Source organism: Acidimicrobiales bacterium (assembly GCA_036378675.1).
In the GTDB taxonomy this organism is placed as follows: domain Bacteria; phylum Actinomycetota; class Acidimicrobiia; order Acidimicrobiales; family Palsa-688; genus DASUWA01.
In genome coordinates, this window is the sequence record DASUWA010000031.1 from 19,237 (window position 1) to 36,037 (window position 16,801).

Here is a 16,801-nt window from a genome sequence, read left to right on the forward strand (position 1 = left end):
CGTCACGGAAGGAACCGTTCTACGAGCGGACCGACGAGAGGAACTTCAGGAGCAGACCACGGTTGACCTGTTCCGGCTTGTGTTCGGCCTCTTCTTCCTCGTCGGACTCGTCTACCGACTCGGAATCGACCGCTTCGTAGTCGTGGGCCGCCGCGTCGTGGCCGGCCGCTGAAGCGACTTCGGGTGCTTCGACGTCGTACGGGGCGTGGGAGGAGGTCACCTCGAACGACCCCCAGGAAGTCGTCTCCTGATGCTGTTCCTCCTCGTGCCACGTGCTCATGTGGGCGAGTTCGTTCGACGTCCATGGCCCGCGGTCGGCGAGACCGTCTGGAAGTTCGTGCGGGGTCTCGCTTTCTTGATCGTCCGCCGGGATCTCGGCGATCAAGGCCTCGAGAGCCGCCCTGGCGTCGTGCGACTCGCTGGCCTCGGCATCGTCGTGAGTCTCGGGATACGGCACAGGCTGGGGCACGTAGTCCGTGTCGTCGGACCCGTTGGCGGGCGAATCGTCGAGCGCGACGCTCCACGGGGCTAGTTCCTCGCCGGTTTCCTCAGTGTACGTTGGCTCCGTTGCCGTGGAGGCGCTGAAGACGTACTCATGGGGATCGAGCGGGGCCTCGTAAGTCTCATAAGCGGGCACGTCGGTGACTTCGGCAGAAGGCGCGGCCTCAAAGGCAACTGGAACTTCGCTCTCCTCGGCGACGGGATCTTCGACTTCGGGAACCTCCTCGACGACCTCGGCAACGTCTGCCACCGGATCCTCGACGATCGCAACTACGGGCTCCACAACGGTCGCCAGGCCGGTGTCGACCAGGGTCTTGAGCGACTTGCAGCCGTCGAACTCGGGCAGCGAGCCCCGACCCAGGATTTCCTGGACCGGACGGCCCTCTCCGATGGCGACGATGAGAGCCCATTGCGCTGCGTCTAGGTGAAGCCGTGCCCGCGGCGCCTCGTCGGCGAGACGGACCACGTGCTCGAGCGAGGGCACCACGGCGATGATCTCGGTCCACTCCGCGAGGCGGGCCTGAGCTACCTCCAGGACCGGACGGACCTCTCCATCCTCGTCGTCAACTTGGTGGGCATCCTCTGGGCGCTCGGCGTCTGCCTCGAACTCGAACCTGCCCTCGCGGTTGCGCAGCAGGTCGAAAAGGGCATCGGCCGCCTGGTCGGTGCCGGCTACCTGAAAGCCGCTCAGCCGCCCCTGGCCGAACCAGAGCCTTCCGTCGCCCCTGTCGCCGCGAACGAGCAGCTCACCGGTCTTGGACGTGTCGGACAGCAGTTGTAGCACCTCAGGTAGCGCAACTGTCTCAAGAGAGCCTTCGAGTGACACGGGAACCTCCGAAGCTGATGGTGATATATCAATCGGCACGGATCCCGCCCAACCTGAATCTCTTCGCGGACTTCGCGCCTATGCCGCTCCCTTGGGCTAGCGGGGACTCCCCAGAACTAGGCCTCTGAGCTGGTTATCGGCGTGAAAGCGCAGCTAGCGCTGCCGCCGACAGCACATCGAGGGGGGCTACGCGGCCGGTCCAGATTTCGATCTGGCAGGCAGCCTGATGGATCAGCATGCCGAGCCCATTTGAGGCCAATGCTCCCTTTTCGCGGGCCGCCGCGAGCAGTGGTGTCGTCGCCGGAAGGTAGATGAGGTCGACGATCACCTGATTCGGGTGAAACCAGGCCGGCTGCAGGTCGAACGGCAGGCCGTCGCCGGAGGCCATGCCGACGGGGCTGGCGTTGACGATGAGGTCGGCTTCTCGTGCGGCCTCCTCTAACAGCCCGGGTATCGGCTCGACCGATGCTCCCGCTTCGCCCGCCAACTCAGCGCTGGCAGCGGCCGCCTCGCGCCGGCGCCCGACGACTCCGACGTGTGAAGCTCCTGCCTGGGCGAGGGCGAGGGCGACGGAGCGCCCAGCGCCACCCGATCCAAGGACGAGGCACCTCTTGCCCAGCGGGTCGAATCCATCGTCCTGGGTGAGGGCGGATAGGAAGCCGGTCCCGTCGGTGCTGTCGCCGACGAGCTCGAAACCCTCCTCTGCAGGGCGTCGGGTGATCGTGTTCACAACCCCGAGCCTGGCCGAGGCGTGTTCGAGCCGATCGAGGCGTTCTACGACTGCGGCCTTGTGCGGCATGGTGACGGACAACCCGGCGAGGCCGAGGACTCTCATCGCGTCGACGGCGGATGCGCCTTGCCCGGCGGGGACCGGGAACGCGACGTATACCCAGTCAACACCGAGCGCTCGGTAAGCGGCGTTGTGGATCGCCGGCGAGATGGAATGGCGCACAGGGTCACCGATTATCCCGGCGACCTCAGTAGCGCCGGTCGGCCTGATTAACAGAGCTTGGCGGCCCGGCACTGCTTCTGGAGTTGTACGAATCCGGACGATGTCGATGCGAACCCAATTTGGCCGTCGGGGTTGATTTCAACGAAATACAGATAGCTCGTGGACGGCGGCGAGATCGCGGCTTGCAGTGAGGGCAAGCCTGGACTCGCAATCGGTGTGGGCGGCAACCCTTTGTTGAGTCGTGTGTTGTATGGACTGGCGAGATTGTCCTGGCGGGCGGTCGGGTTTACACCGGGTTGGGTCAGGCGCAGGTAGTAGGCCTGGGTGGAGTCGGCTCCGAGCGGCATCCCGGCGTGCAGCCGGTTGTAAAGGACGCTCGCGACATTCGGACGGTCGGGATCTCGTTTGGCTTCACGTTCGACGATCGACGCGAGGGTGATGACCTGGTAGGGGTTGAGGCCCATCGCGGAAGCCGCCTGGTCGATGCCGAGGCTCGCCGCATGATCGTCGAACGATCCGATCATCTGTTCGAGCAGGTCGAGCTCGCTCTCCCCCTTCCGCACGTCGTAGGTCGCCGGAAAGAGCAACCCTTCGAGATTGTTCGAACCTGCAGGTTCGTACGGGCTTCGAACCGTTCCGCTCGACGCCGCTTCGAGGAACTTCTGAGCGGAAAGCCCGACCCCCGGAAGGGCTCCAACCGCGTCGGCGATTTGCTGGACGGTGAACCCTTCTGGCACGACAAGCTTGTCGACGAGGATCTTGGGCCCCGCCTCGAGGGCTTTGATGGCCGAGTGGTAGCTAGAATTCTTGGGAAGGTTGTACTGACCCGGGAGCAACGGGCCGTCGCCGCTGAGCTTCACGTACACGGAGAACAGGAAGCCTTCGTGTATGACGCCCGCATGAGCGAGGATCGAGCCGATCCGCGAGGTCGAAGCCCCTTTCGGAATTTCGACGCTCACCAGCTTTCCTGCCTTGCCCGGGTTGATCTGCGCGTTGGCCCAGACCAGGCCGACAGCAGCGAGAACGACCAGGATCGCGGCGATGGCGGCGAGGCGCTTGAGCAGGCGGTTTCGCGGCGCTCTCCGGCGGCGGCGGTGCGCGGGACCCGTCTCGAAAGCCGAGCCCTCTTGTTCGTATCCAGAGGAAAGCAGATCTTGCTCACCCTGAAGTCCGTCGCTCACGCGAGGGGCGCCTTCCTACGCTCGAGCCATGTTTGGAGCAGCTCAGCGGCCGCGAACTGATCGATCAACTCACGCTGCTTGCGAGAGTCCCGTCCGGAGGCTCGCAGAGTCCCTGCCGCCGCTGTTGTTGTGAACCGTTCGTCTACGGTTTCCACTTCGACGTTCAGCCTGGATCTCAGCTCATCGACCTCCTCCAACACGGCCTGTGCGGCGGGGCCCACCTCGCCCGAAAGCGACACAGGGACTCCCACAACCGTGCCTATCGCACCGTACTCGTCGACCACGCCGGCGATGGCGCGATGGTCTTGCTCCACGGTTCGACCTCGGCGGAGAGTGGTTACCGGTGTGGCAACCGACTGGCCCGTATCGCTGATGGCAATGCCGATGCGTCGCGACCCAAGGTCAACGCCGACGACCCTCCCCTCGGGAATCATCCGGCGTCTCTCAGCAGCTCCCGCACCTGCTCCAGTGCCTCGTCGAGTTTGGAAGCATCCCGACCGCCTGCACTCGCCTGCTCCGGGTTCTTCCCACCGCCGCCCCCACCTACGGTCCTCGCGGCATCCGCAATGAGATCCGGAGCGCTCGGGCTCTCGCCCTTCGCTACGAGCGCCACGAGAGCGGCCTTCTCACCGTCCGGGGTTCCCCCGAGCACGACTGTGTTGAGCGAACCCAGTTGCCGTACCTGATTCGCCAGCTCTCTCAGCAGGTCTGGGGCCAGACCGTCGGCACGAGCAACCAGCCAACCATTCGAGGCTTCCGAAGCAAGCGAACGAGCCCGGTTAGTCAACGCCGCCTGCTCCGCCGACCTCAAGCGGCTTTCGGCCTCCCTCAACTCCGAGAGCTTCCGTTCCACCGCCGAGGTCAGCTCGTCTGGGCGCACCCGCAGCAGTGCTGACGCGTTGGCAACCCGCCGCTCGGCGTCGCGAAGGCGTTCGAGCGTCGCTGTTCCGGTGGTCGCTTCGAGTCGCCTCAGGTTCGAACCGATCGACCCCTCCGAGACGATCTCGAAGGGACCGATCTGTCCGAGACGACTGACGTGGGTGCCGCCGCAAAGTTCCATCGATTCGGAGCCTGCTCGCACGACCCGGACCTCATCGCCGTACTTTTCGTCGAAGAACGCGATCGCGCCGGCGGTGTCGGCCTCCTGCTTGGTCATCATCGAAGTGGTGACGTCTTCATCCGCCAGGATTTGCGCATTCACCAGATCCTCGACTCGAGCGATCTCGTCCTCCGACATCGGGTTGTAATGGGTGAAGTCGAAACGGAGGCGATCCGGGGCGACGAGGGAACCCTGCTGCTTTACGTGATCGCCCAGGACGGACCGGAGCGCCCAGTGCAGGAGATGGGTTCCGGTGTGGTTGCGCCTTATGGCGGTGCGCCGGTCGGCGTCGATCGTCGCCGACGCGGCCTGACCCGCGTGGATCGTTCCGTCCTCGATGCGAGCGAGGTGCCTGGTAAGTCCGGGTAGTGCAGCCGTGGTGTCGACGACGCGCGCTGTTCCGGTGTCGGTCTCGATCACGCCGTTGTCCCCTACTTGGCCGCCACCTTCGGCGTAGAACGGGGTGACGTCGAGGAAGATCTCAACTTGCCCGTCCCCTGCGTCCAGCACCTCGAGCACTTGACTGGTCGAACTAACATCCGCGTATCCGCTGAACTTGGTCGGACCGTAGCGGTCGAGGACCTCCCGGTAAGCCTGGACGCGGTCTACCCCGCCCCCTTCCTGACCCCTTCCAGCTTGGCGCGACTGCTCCCGCTGACGGCTCATCGCCGCCTCGAAAGCGGGGTCGTCAACCGTGGCATTGCGTTCCGCGGCTATCTCTCGGGTGAGTTCGATCGGAAATCCGTGCGTGTCGTGGAGCCGGAAGGCCACATCACCGGAAACGGTCCCGTTACCGCTCGCCAACTCGGCTTCGAGCATGGCCAGCCCGGAACGCAGGGTCGAACGAAACCGGGATTCCTCTTTGTCGGCCACCTCGGCGACGAAGCCGGAGTTGCGCACCAGGTCCGGGTAGGCCTCGCCCATCACGTCGGCAGTCGCGGCGACAAGTTCGGCGGCAACCGGGCGCTCCACCCCGAGGGTGTAGGCCTGGCGGACCGCGCGACGTATGAGGCGGCGAAGCACGTAGCCGCGGTCCTCGTTGCTGGGGAAGACCCCGTCCGAAATGAGGAAGGACATCGACCTCGCATGATCGGCGAGAATGCGAAGCGCCACGTCCACCTCGGGGTCGTCGCCGTAGGTCCGTCCGGTCAGCTGTTCCGCCCTGGCGATGATCGGCCGGATGACGTCCGTCTCCCAGATCGAAGGGGTGTCCTGGAGGACCATCAGCACGCGCTCCAGGCCGAGCCCGGTGTCGATGTTGGGCCTCGGCAGCGGCTTGAGGGATCCGTCCAATTGCCTGTCGTACTGCATGAAAACGAGGTTCCACAGCTCGACGAACCTCTCCTCGCCTCCGCCGCCTCCTGGGCCGCCGTCAGGACCCCACTCGGGTCCACGGTCGAAGTAGATCTCGGAGCACGGCCCCGACGGGCCGGTGTCGCCCATCTCCCAGAAGTTGTCTTCATCCAGGCGCTGGATCCTGGAGATCGGAACCCCGACCTGCTGGCTCCAGATCTCCTCCGCTTCATCGTCGTCCCGGTAGATGCTCACCCACAGGCGGTCGCCATCGAGCTTGTAGACGGTAGTTAGCAGCTCCCAGGCCAGAGCAATCGCTTTCTCTTTGAAGTAGTCGCCGAAGCTGAAGTTCCCCAGCATCTCGAAGAAGGTGAGGTGCCGGGTGGTGCGCCCGACCAGGTTGATGTCGTCGTGCTTGCCACGCACTCTCACGCATTTCTGGATGCTCGTCGCCCTCGGGTACGGCGGGCGCTCCTCGCCGATGAGATAGGGGATGAACTGGTTCATCCCCGCATTGGTAAAAAGGGGCGCCAACGGGTGGTGCGGGATCAACCCGGCCGATGCGACCGCAGTGTGATCACGCTCCACGAAAAACCGTGTAAAGGCGCGACGAACAGCGTTGGCGTCCATGTGCCTCCAGCCTAGTTAGTGCTTGGACGGTTCAACGGTGGCGGTGACGCCTTGTCGGGCGAAGGTGATTGCGGCGAAGCTCGGCCTCTCGCTGGCGCATCGCCTCCCGACCCTCCGCGAACGCATCCCGGATATCCCCCGGAAGCGAGATCGCACGGTCGACCGCGTCCCCCGCTCTACCGACCGGCTTGTAGCGGTCGGCGACGTCGTGGACCTTGCGCTGAGCCCAGAGCACCGCGCCCGCCCCCAGCGCTGCTCCGGCGCCGATCCAGCGCGCCCGCCTGAACACCTATCCAGCCCTCCGTACCCGGCTTAGCCTGCGACTTCGCTCGGGTTCCGGGCGCCCCCGTAGCCGCCTGCCCGCCCGTGCGGTACCGGCACCGAGCGCCATCAGCTTGATGAGCGGGGCCGACATCGCCGCGTGGGCCAGCCTGCTCGCGGAGCCGACGGTGTCGGACAGGACCTCTGCGGACCCCACCAGGTCGTCCACGCGATCGAGCTCCTCACGGGCTCTGGCGACAGTGACTTCCACATCGGAGAGTACCGCTCCCGCGTGTTCGCTCAGCTCCTCCGCCAAGGCGCGAAGCTCCGAAGCAGTCCTGGATAGGGAAACCGCAGAAGCGATCAACACCGCGATCACGACCGTCACCGCTACTGCGGCGAAGATGGGCCAGACCGAACTCGAGGCGCTCGCGATCAAGGCGAACAACCTTAGCTAGGTGGCCGCCTGCGATCGCGGAGCCACTCTTGGAACCGTTCGGGTTCTTCACCGTGGTTCGACGGGCGGTAGTACGCGCGGCCCTCGAGGTGGTCCGGCCGGTACTGCTGATCGACCCATCCCTCGTCCTCGTCGTGGGGGTAGCGATACCCGACGCCGTGGCCCAGTCGCGATGCGCTGCGGTAGTGGGAGTCGCGGAGGTGGGGCGGGACGTGGCCGGCTGGCTGCGACGTCACGTCGTTCATCGCAGAACCAAGCGCGCCGATGACCGAGTTGGACTTGGGAGCGCTCGCCAGATAGATGACCGCGTGGGCGAGATTCAGCTGCGCCTCGGGCAGCCCGACGAACTCCACCGCTCGCGCCGCGGCGTCCGCCACCAGCAGACCCCTAGGGTCGGCCATTCCCACGTCCTCGCTCGCCAGAATCACCAATCGCCTGGCGATGAAGCGTGCGTCCTCCCCCGCGGCAAGCATCCGGGCGAGCCAGTACAGGCCGGCGTCAACGTCGGAGCCGCGTATCGACTTGATGAACGCGCTGATGACGTCGTAGTGGTCGTCTTCCTCGTAGCGAATGATCCTGGCGTTGCGCGCCGCCTCGATGTGATCAGGCGTGAGTTCGGCTCCGTCGGCGATTGCCAACGCGACCTCGAGCGTCGTGAGCGCAGCTCGGGCATCCCCGTCAACCAAGGCGACGATCGCGCCGATCGCCTCGGCCTTTGCCTCGGCTCCTTCGTGCTTCAGCGCCCTTTGAACGAGCTCGGCTACGTCGGCGTCGGAAAGCGGCTCCAGCCGGAACAGGGTTGAACGGCTGAGAAGGGGCGCGTTGACCGAGAAGTAGGGATTTTCGGTAGTCGCACCGATCAGGATGAGCGTTCCATCCTCGACAGAAGGGAGGAGGGCGTCTTGCTGTGCCCGGTTGAACCGGTGAACCTCGTCGAGAAACAGGATCGTCCCCTTGTCCTGCTCGGCGAGGTGTTGTCGAGCGGCTGCGACCGCGTCGCGGACATCCTTCACTCCAGCAGTAACCGCGGAAAGGGGAATGAACTGCTTGTGAGTCGAACCGGCGATCAGGCGCGCCAGCGTCGTCTTGCCCGTTCCCGGTGGCCCCCACAGGATCACCGATGAAAGGCGGTCCGCCTCGATTAGCGCCCGTAGTGGGCGACCCGGGCCCAGCAGCTGCTGCTGCCCAACCATCTCGTCGAGCGTGCGGGGCCGCATTCGCGAAGCGAGTGGTGCTTGAGCGGCGAGACGTTCTTCGAGAGCCGAGGAGAAAAGATCGTCGCCGGCATCGTCTCGCGGCTTCGCCACTTCTACCTACCGAGAATGCTGAGGACCTCTTTGACGACGTCCTCGCTTTCAACGGAGAGCTGCTCGGCGTCGCTGCCAAGGTCTTTGATTCCGACCTTGCCGGACTGGAGCTCGTCTGGCCCGATCACCAGCGCCAACCTCGCGCCAGAGCGATCGGCAGCCTTGAACTGCGCCTTCGGTGACCGCCCGTCGAAAGCCCGGTCGGACCGAATTCCGGCGGAGCGCAGCTTCGCCGTGAGATCTCGGGCTGCTTCCCCTCCGGCGAAGTCGACGACGAACACGTCGATCCCGCGGCCGCCTAAGAGTTCTTCGGTGGCACCTTCAGCTTCGACGGCTAGCAGTATCCGCTCGATTCCCAGTGCGAAGCCGATGCCCGGAGTGTCTTTACCGCCCAAGGCGGAAACGAGACCGTCGTACCGACCTCCGCCGCCGAGCGCGTTCTGAGCGGACTCCAGCGCAAGGCCGGCGTATTCGAACGTCGTGCGCGTGTAGTAGTCCAAGCCCCGCACGAGAAGCGGCGCGATGGTGTATTGGATGCCGAGCGCCTCCAGCCCGGATTTCACCCGGTCCAGGTGCCGTTGGCAAGGCTCGCACAGATGGTCGATCTGCAACGGGGCGCCGGCGACGACCGCTTGGCAGGAAGGCCGTTTGCAGTCAAGGACGCGTAACGGGTTCTCCTCTAGCCGGTTCCGGTGATCGTCGCAGAGCTCGTCGCGATGTTCTCGCAGGTACTGCAGAAGCAGTTCGCGGTAGGCGGGTCGGCAGTTCCCGTCTCCTAGTGAGTTCAGCAACAGCTCGACCCGCGTGATGCCGAGCTTCTGGAAGTACTCCAGACCGAGCGCGATCACCTCAACGTCGAGATCGGGGTCCTCCGTCCCGAACGCCTCGATGTCGAGCTGGTGGAACTCCCGGTAGCGCCCTGCCTGGGGCCTCTCGAAGCGGAAATTCGAGCCCGCAGACCATGCCTTCCACGGCAGCGGAGGCCTGTGCTGGATGTACGCCCGGGCGATCGCAGCAGTCAACTCTGGACGTAATGCGACATGACGGCCACCCTTGTCCTCGAAGTCGTACATCTCCTTCCGGACGACGTCCGTCGACTCCCCCACCCGATGGAACACCGCGATGTCCTCGAACGTCGGAGTGATGATCAGCCCGTAGCCCGCCGCCTCCACCACCTGGGCGAAGATGGCCAGCATCGCTTCCCAGGGAGCAGAATCCGCGGGCATGACGTCGAAGGTGCCGGGTGGGTTACGCAGCTCAGACACGGTCGTTCGAGGGTACCCGCAGGGGCTCCCTACCCAGAGGACCGGTTTGCTAGGTCAGGTAGATCCAGAACCAAACCGCAACTGAGATCGGGGCCAACACCGCCGAGGCGCTGATGCCAACTATCGATTGGAGCCTTCCCTTGCGCCACGGCTGGACCGACAGGTACCGGAGGGACCTGACCCCGAGAACGATGCTCGGAACGGCCAGCACGGGGAGGAACAGGCTGAAGAGCCCGAGGATCATGGAGCCCGTCGCACGGGGGTTTTCCACCCCCGACCGTGAGTCTTGCTCCCAGGATTGCCATCTCTCGACTACCGAACGCGCCCTCTGCACCCAGGAATGCGCCAGAACGACCCTCACCCAGTCCTTGGAGTGATCTTTGGGCAGCTCCGGAGGTGGGAAGTCCAGCTGAGGCATCGCCGTTGCTTCGTCAGTCGCGTAAAACTCAGGCTGCGAGGGCGGCGACGACTCTCGGATCCGCTTCCCGTTCAACGGCGGAGACACCACCGGAGCAGACGGCACGGGAACGACCGGCACGGACGGCTGCGGGCTCGGCGCGGGAAGCGCCGCGATCGGCTCCGCGCTCGCGGCGTTCGGTGCTTGGCGGCCGCGAAAGTCGGACAGGAAGTCCATCAACATGCCCGTCGTCGCGCAGACGCAGGTTCTCTCGTCCCCCCCGCATTCCGCACAGATCACTTCGTAACGTGTCGGCAGTGATGGCGCCGCCTGAAAGGCTCCGCCGTGAACGAGCAACAAGCGAATAATCGGCCAAACAAGCAGGTCGACCTGCGCTCACTACCATCATTCCCAAACGGCTGGTCGCGCCTACGCCGTTTCTTCGGGACATCTGGCATCTGTGTGACAGAACAGCGAGGGTGATGTCGCACTGGTCCCACAGAATCCAAATGTCCGAGAAAAACCCGCCTCGCCCGGCATCGCTTCCAGATCATCGGGCGAAACCAGACGACCAACGGCGGCGATCGCCAAAGCAGGCGAGGGGCCTACGAATCACGGGGGCCGGGTCGTTTTGCCGAAGGGGGACGCCCGGCCAAGTGAGCCGTAAGCCGATCAGCCTCCCTTGTTCGGCAGCACGCGATAGGCGTCGTAGACGCTGTCGATCCGCTTGAGCGAGGCGAGCAACGAGTCGAGGTGGGCGGGGTCGGCCATCTCGAACTCGAAGCGCATGCGGCTGACACGGTCGGGCCCGGTGATCGAGTCGCTGCGGACGATGTTCAGGTGGTTGTCGGAAATGACCTTCCAGACGTCGACGCCAAGGCGGGTGCGATCGAGGGCCTTCAGCTCGACGGCGGCGATGAAGCTGCCGGCGCTTCCCCGGTCCCACTCGACCTCGATCATGCGACCGACCTCGTCGGCGGACAACGCCGCCGCATTCGAGCAGTCGCTTCTGTGGACGCTCACGCCTCGGCCGCGGGTCACAAAGCCAATGATCTCGTCACCCGGCACGGGCGTGCAGCACCGTGAAAGCCGCACCATGACGTCGTCGAGTCCCTCGACGTGCACGCCGATGCCCTGCCTGGCTCCCACACGGCGGGGCTGCCGGGCCGTGCTCGGCAGCTGGACCTCGAGCTCCCCGCCGCGAAGTTCCCGGGCGACTCGCTGCGCAATCGACTGGGCCGAGACGTGGTTCTCCCCAATCGCGGCGTAGAGCGCGTCGAGATCGGAGTAGTTCATCGTCTCTGCGATCCGGACGAGGTCCTGCGATCCGGTGAGCTTCTGCACCGGAAGGCCTTCCTTGCGCAGCGCCTTGGTGAGCTCCTCCCGCCCGTTCTCGATGGCGTCCTCGCGGCGCTCCCTGCTGAACCATTGCCGGATCTTGTTGCGGGCACGCGGGCTGACGACGATCTTCAGCCAGTCCCTGCTCGGGCCGGCCGACGGAACCTTCGACGTGAAGATCTCGACGCTGTCGCCCGAAGTCAGGTGCGAATCCAGGGGCACCAGCCGCCCGTTCACCCGCGCTCCGATGCAACGGTGACCGACCTCGGTGTGAATGGCGTACGCGAAGTCGATCGGCGTCGAGCGCGCCGGGAGCGTGATCACGTCTCCCTTGGGAGTGAAAACGAATACCTCGTCGGTCTCAAGGTCCAGCTTCAGGGTCTCGAGGAACTCGGCGGGATCGGTGCTGTCGGCGGACCAGTCGACGATCCGCTGCAACCAGGCGACGTCAGAGGCAGACGCCTTCTCCTTGTAGCCCCAGTGCGCGGCGATCCCCCACTCGGCGCGGCGGTGCATCTCGACGGTCCGGATCTGCGCCTCGATGGTCTTCCCTTGAGGGCCGACAACCGTCGTATGCAACGACTGGTACAGATTGAACTTGGGGGTGTTCACGTAGTCCTTGAACCGGCCCTGCACCGGGGTCCACGCGCCGTGGATCGCTCCGAGCGCCGCCCAGCAGTCTTTTACCGACTCAACTAGCACGCGTACCCCGACGAGGTCGTAGATCTCGTCGAACTCCTTGCCCTTGACGATCATCTTCTCGTAGATCGAATACAGGTGCTTCGGCCGGCCGGTCACCTGAGCTTCGATCCGGGCGGCACCCAGCCGGTCGTTCACCTGGGCGATCACCTGGGCGAGGTAGATGTCCCGCTCTGGCGCTCGGGTGGCCACCATCTGCTCGATCTCGGCGTAGCGGCGCGGGTGCAGAGCGGCGAACGCGAGGTCTTCGAGCTGCCACTTCATGTCCTGGATCCCGAATCGGTGGGCCAAAGGCGCGTAGATGTCGAGGGTCTCCTGCGCGCTGCGCTTCTGCTTCCATTCGGGCATCGCAGCGATGGTCTGCATGTTGTGCAGGCGGTCGACCAGCTTGATCAGAAGGACCCTGGGATCCTTGGCCATTGCCACGAGCATCTTGCGCATGGTGGCGGCCTGCTGAGCCTGGCGGGAGTCGAACCGGACCCGGTCGAGCTTGGTGACCCCATCCACGATCGAGGCCACGTCTGAGCCGAACTCCGTTTCGATCTCCTCAAGACCGAACCCGGTGTCCTCGACCGCGTCGTGGAGGAGCGCGGCGGCGATGGTCACATCGTCGAGGCCTAGGCCGGCGAGGATCGTCGCGACCGACAGCGGGTGCGATATGTACGCTTCGCCTGAGTTGCGGAGCTGCCCGTGATGCGCACCGGCCGCGGCCTCGTAGGCCTGGACGATCAGTGCGGTTTCGTCCTTCGGGTGGCGTTCCCGGAAGGCGCTCAGAAGCGGGCGGAGGGCGTCGTCGGTCTGAACCTGGCGGCGCCATGGGAGTACGCGCTCGACCGTCGCGACGGCTCGTGCCCGGCTCGGGCCTTCCGTGCGGGTCAAGGTTTGTACTCCTTTCTCACTCATACCTCAACAATGAAACAGCATCGAGGTCGCCAAGCTTCCCTCGCCCTCCCAGGAAGGCCAGCTCGATCACGCACCCGAAACCGACTGTCTCGGCTCCGACGCTGGATACGAGCCGAGCGGTCGCTGCGGCCGTTCCGCCAGTGGCGAGGACGTCGTCGAGGATCAGAACTCGCTCGCCCTTCGAGATCGCGTCGCTGTGGATCTCTAGCGAATCCGTCCCGTATTCCAGCTGGTACTGCTCGCGTTGGACCTTCCAAGGGAGCTTTCCAGCCTTGCGGACCGGCACGAAGCCAGCTCCGAGACTGACCGCTACCGGCGCGGCGACGATGAAGCCCCGCGCTTCGATGCCGATGACCTTGTCGACCGGGTGGTCGCAGAAGGCGGCGGAAAGCGATTCGACGCAGCTGGCTAGCGCGTCTCCGTCAGCCAGGAGGGGTGTGATGTCCTTGAACACCACGCCGGGCTGGGGGAAGTCCGGGATGTCACGGATGTAATCCTTCAGCCAGCCGAGACCTTCCTCCATACTTCCAAGGTAGTGCTTGCACGGTGCGGACCCGGTGCACTGACAGGCAGTGTCACGGCCGGGCGGCGGGTTGAGGTCCCCACGCTTCCGGAGGAGCCTGGGGTTGGGGCCCCAGGCGGGACCGTGTCACCGTCTGGGCGTGGGGTTGGGGTCCCCACGCTTCCGGAGGAGCCTGGGGTTGGGGCCCCAGGCGGGACCGTGTCACCGTCAGCGCCGGCGGCCCTTCTTCCTCGGCCGTGGAGGCGGCCGGTTGCCGGAGCGCGGCGGGATCGACGCGGACGCCGGGGTCGGCGGGGGCGGCGCAGGCGCTCCGATCCCGCCGCGGGCGTCGTCATCCCCTAAGTGGTCCTCTGGTTCTCGGCCACCGTCGCCTGTGGGAACCTGAGCGCGACCTTCCTGTTCGTCGCGAGCATCCGCGCCGACTCGGACTGGCTGGGCGACGGGAGCCGTGACCGCTCCGGTTGCCGCAGCGGCGGGAGTGAGGCGGCGGGACGCGGCTGCGCCGGCACTCGGCTGGCTCTGGAGGCGCCGGCGGATCTCGGCGTAGCGCGGTTCCCTTTCTTTAAGGAGCGCCAGCAACGGCGAGGCGATGAAGATCGACGAGTAGGCGCCGGACGTGAGACCGACGAAGAGGGCGAGTCCGAAAGTCTGCAGGCCGGTCGCGCCGAGTATCCACGCCCCGATAACGAGAACCGCGGTGATCGGCAGGATCGCGACCAGGGAGGTGTTCAAGGACCGCGCCAGCACCTGGTTCATCGAGAGGTTCACCGTGTCGGTGTAGGTGAGCCGGTTGGTGGAGGCCAAGCCGCGGGTGTTCTCCTGCACACGGTCGAAGACAACGATGGTGTCGTACAGCGAGTAGCCGAGGATGGTCAGGAAGGCGATGACCGTGTCGGGGCTGACTTCGAACCCGGTCAACGAGTAGATGCCGGCAGTGACCAGGATGTCGTGAACGAGCGCGACGAGCGCGGCGACCGCCATCTTCCCTTCGAACCGGAGCCAGATGTAGCCCGAAACGACGACCAGGAAAACGATGACCGCGACTATCGCCTTGTGGGTGATGTCGGATCCCCAGGACGGGCCGATCGCTTGAACGGTCACGTCGTTGGTCGACACGTTGCCCATCTTCGCCAGTGCATCGGTGACCGCGGAGATCTTCGCGGACTGGCCTGCGAACTTCGCAGGGGCGGCGACCTTGATGGTCCGCTGATGGGTCTGGGTGTTGGTGAGGACCTCGATGGTGGCCTGCCCGAACCCAGGCACTGCACCGTCGACAACCGACCGGGCTTTGGAGACGCTTGCGGTCGACGGCACCTCCCAGACGGTCCCGCCTTTGAAGTCGATGGAGAAATTCATGCCCCGGACACCGAACGAAACCAGGCCGGCGAGGATGATCACCCCTGAGATCGCGAACCAGGTCCTCCACCTGCCTGCGAAGTCGTAGGAGGTTTCACCTCGGAACAGGCGGGCGAAGGCGGCGCGGGGATGAGCCATCTCAGGCCTCCCTCGTGGCGGCCCGAGCACCGAGCCCGCGAGCCACGCCCAGATAGCGCGCCTCGGTGAACGCCCGCCGGCGCCCGACGAAGATGACCATCGGCCGGATGAACAGGTACGCGGTCACCACGTCGAGGATGGTCGACAGCCCGAGCATGAAGGCGAACCCTCGAACGTCACCGACGGTGAGTGCCCAGAGGATGAGCGCGGCCATGAACGCCACCAGGTCCGCAGTTAGGACGGTCCTGAAGGCGCGGTTGAAGCTTCGTTCCACCGACTGCCGAATACTTCGCCCTGCGCGGACTTCATCTTTTAATCGCTCGAAGTAGACGACGTACGAGTCGACGGTGATGCCCACCGAAACAATGATGCCAACCACGCCGGCGAGAGTCAGGGTCAAGTGGTAACTGCTGTGGCTCAAGCCGGTAATGATCGAGTACAGCAGCGACCCGCCGACTGCCAGACCGAAAACCACGACGAGCCCGAGAAGCCGGTAGTAGAGGATCATGTACAGAAGCACCACGACGATCCCGCCGATACCGGCAGCGATGCCCGCGTGGAGCGAGTCCTTACCGATCGTGGCGGACACGGTCTGCAGTGACTGCGGGACGAAGCGAAGCGGCAACGATCCGTACTTCATCGCCACGGCCAGGTCGTTGGCCTGCTTGTAGCTGAACGGGGCGCTGGTGGAGCCGCTGATCACCGCGGTTCCGTTGAAGCTCTGCGCCTGGATCGTGGGAGCCGAGTACACGGTGCCGTCGAGCTCGAACGCTTCGAGGCTCTGGTAGGGCGGGTTGGACTTGTTCTGCGCGTAGAACGGGTAGCGCTGCGAGGCGATCTTGTCGAACTCGCTCGAGCCCTTCCCGGTGAATTGGAGCTGCACCTGGTACTGCCCGGTTTGGTCCACGATGACGTTCGCGGTCGACACACCCGAGCCGCTCATGTCCGCCGGCCCCAGAACGTACCGAGGGCTCTGCGACGGGCTCAGGTAGAAGGGAAGGATGACTGCCGAGGTCGAGGTGTCGTTTTCGACCGGGGTGGAAGGGATCTGCGCCGAGTTGGACGCGCTGCAAGTCGCCTGCGAGGGCGGGCTGTTCACCGGAACCGGGGACCCGCCCGAGCTCTGACTGGGAACGATCGTGGTCGCCGGCGTCGAAGTGGTCGGTGGTGTCGTCGCCTGGGAAGGCGGAGACAGCCCGGACGCGGGCATCTCGGCTGAGTCCAGCCGGTAGTCCGGGGCGGCGCCTATCGCCTTCGGGGTGGTGCTGCCCCCCGACGGCACAGTCGAGCTCGGGCTGGCCGAGCTGCTGGACCCGCCGGCGTACGGCGCGATCTCGCACAGGACCGGGCGGAAGAACGCCTGCGCGGTTTGGCCCAGCTGGGAGAAAGCCTGCGCGGAGTTCTTGACACCGGGCAGGCTGATGACGATGTCGTTACCTTGACGGGTGACGCTGGAGTTGGAAACGCCGAGGCCGTTCACCCGGCGGTCGATGATCGACACCGATTGGGTCAGCGCGCCACTGGTGACGTGACCTTGCGGGCGGAGGACGACTGACAACCCGCCGCGAAGATCCAGTCCGAGAAGCGGCGTCGCCCCGACAGCCACCGTCACGGCGAGGGACACGATGGCCGCCCCGATGATCAGTACCAAAGACCAGACCAGGCCTCGGCGCAT

General features: G+C 65.3%; 14 protein-coding genes. All 14 read right to left on the minus strand.

Annotation, left to right across the window (positions count from 1 at the left end; genetic code table 11):
* Window positions 1–19: 19 nt before the first annotated feature.
* Window positions 20–1,327 (minus strand): DUF4388 domain-containing protein, encoded by a 1,308-nt coding sequence (locus VFZ97_10940; protein HEX6393950.1) that lies wholly within the window; start codon window positions 1,325–1,327, stop codon window positions 20–22.
* A gap of 133 nt (window positions 1,328–1,460) precedes the next feature.
* Window positions 1,461–2,351, minus strand: a complete 891-nt coding sequence (gene aroE, locus VFZ97_10945; protein ID HEX6393951.1) for a shikimate dehydrogenase — start codon at window positions 2,349–2,351, stop codon at window positions 1,461–1,463.
* Window positions 2,327–3,460 (minus strand): endolytic transglycosylase MltG, encoded by a 1,134-nt coding sequence (mltG, locus tag VFZ97_10950; GenBank protein HEX6393952.1) that lies wholly within the window; start codon window positions 3,458–3,460, stop codon window positions 2,327–2,329. The genes aroE and mltG overlap by 25 nt, the downstream gene beginning before the upstream one ends.
* Window positions 3,457–3,894: a Holliday junction resolvase RuvX gene (gene ruvX, locus VFZ97_10955; GenBank protein HEX6393953.1), complete on the minus strand. Its 438-nt coding sequence runs from the start codon at window positions 3,892–3,894 to the stop codon at window positions 3,457–3,459. The genes mltG and ruvX overlap by 4 nt, the downstream gene beginning before the upstream one ends.
* On the minus strand, window positions 3,891–6,482 hold the full coding sequence (gene alaS / locus VFZ97_10960; GenBank protein HEX6393954.1) for an alanine--tRNA ligase: 2,592 nt from the start codon (window positions 6,480–6,482) through the stop codon (window positions 3,891–3,893). The genes ruvX and alaS overlap by 4 nt, the downstream gene beginning before the upstream one ends.
* 31 nt (window positions 6,483–6,513) lie before the next feature.
* Window positions 6,514–6,771, minus strand: a complete 258-nt coding sequence (locus VFZ97_10965) for a hypothetical protein (GenBank protein ID HEX6393955.1) — start codon at window positions 6,769–6,771, stop codon at window positions 6,514–6,516.
* Window positions 6,772–7,182, minus strand: coding sequence for a hypothetical protein (locus VFZ97_10970; protein ID HEX6393956.1), 411 nt, complete (start codon window positions 7,180–7,182; stop codon window positions 6,772–6,774).
* Window positions 7,183–7,193: 11 nt separating this feature from the next.
* Window positions 7,194–8,507, minus strand: coding sequence for a replication-associated recombination protein A (locus VFZ97_10975; protein ID HEX6393957.1), 1,314 nt, complete (start codon window positions 8,505–8,507; stop codon window positions 7,194–7,196).
* A 2-nt stretch (window positions 8,508–8,509) separates the two neighbouring features.
* A complete protein-coding gene (gene hisS / locus VFZ97_10980) occupies window positions 8,510–9,772 on the minus strand; it encodes a histidine--tRNA ligase (protein HEX6393958.1) in 1,263 nt (420 codons plus the stop codon).
* Between the two features lie 49 nt (window positions 9,773–9,821).
* Window positions 9,822–10,406 (minus strand): hypothetical protein, encoded by a 585-nt coding sequence (locus VFZ97_10985; protein HEX6393959.1) that lies wholly within the window; start codon window positions 10,404–10,406, stop codon window positions 9,822–9,824.
* 435 nt (window positions 10,407–10,841) lie between these two features.
* The gene (locus VFZ97_10990; GenBank protein ID HEX6393960.1) at window positions 10,842–13,085 is read right to left on the minus strand and encodes a bifunctional (p)ppGpp synthetase/guanosine-3',5'-bis(diphosphate) 3'-pyrophosphohydrolase; all 2,244 of its coding nucleotides are present in this window, start codon (window positions 13,083–13,085) and stop codon (window positions 10,842–10,844) included.
* Window positions 13,086–13,101: 16 nt separating this feature from the next.
* Window positions 13,102–13,632, minus strand: coding sequence for an adenine phosphoribosyltransferase (locus VFZ97_10995; protein ID HEX6393961.1), 531 nt, complete (start codon window positions 13,630–13,632; stop codon window positions 13,102–13,104).
* A 207-nt stretch (window positions 13,633–13,839) separates the two neighbouring features.
* A complete protein-coding gene (gene secF, locus VFZ97_11000) occupies window positions 13,840–15,126 on the minus strand; it encodes a protein translocase subunit SecF (protein HEX6393962.1) in 1,287 nt (428 codons plus the stop codon).
* A gap of 1 nt (window position 15,127) precedes the next feature.
* Window positions 15,128–16,801, minus strand: coding sequence for a protein translocase subunit SecD (gene secD / locus VFZ97_11005; GenBank protein HEX6393963.1), 1,674 nt, complete (start codon window positions 16,799–16,801; stop codon window positions 15,128–15,130).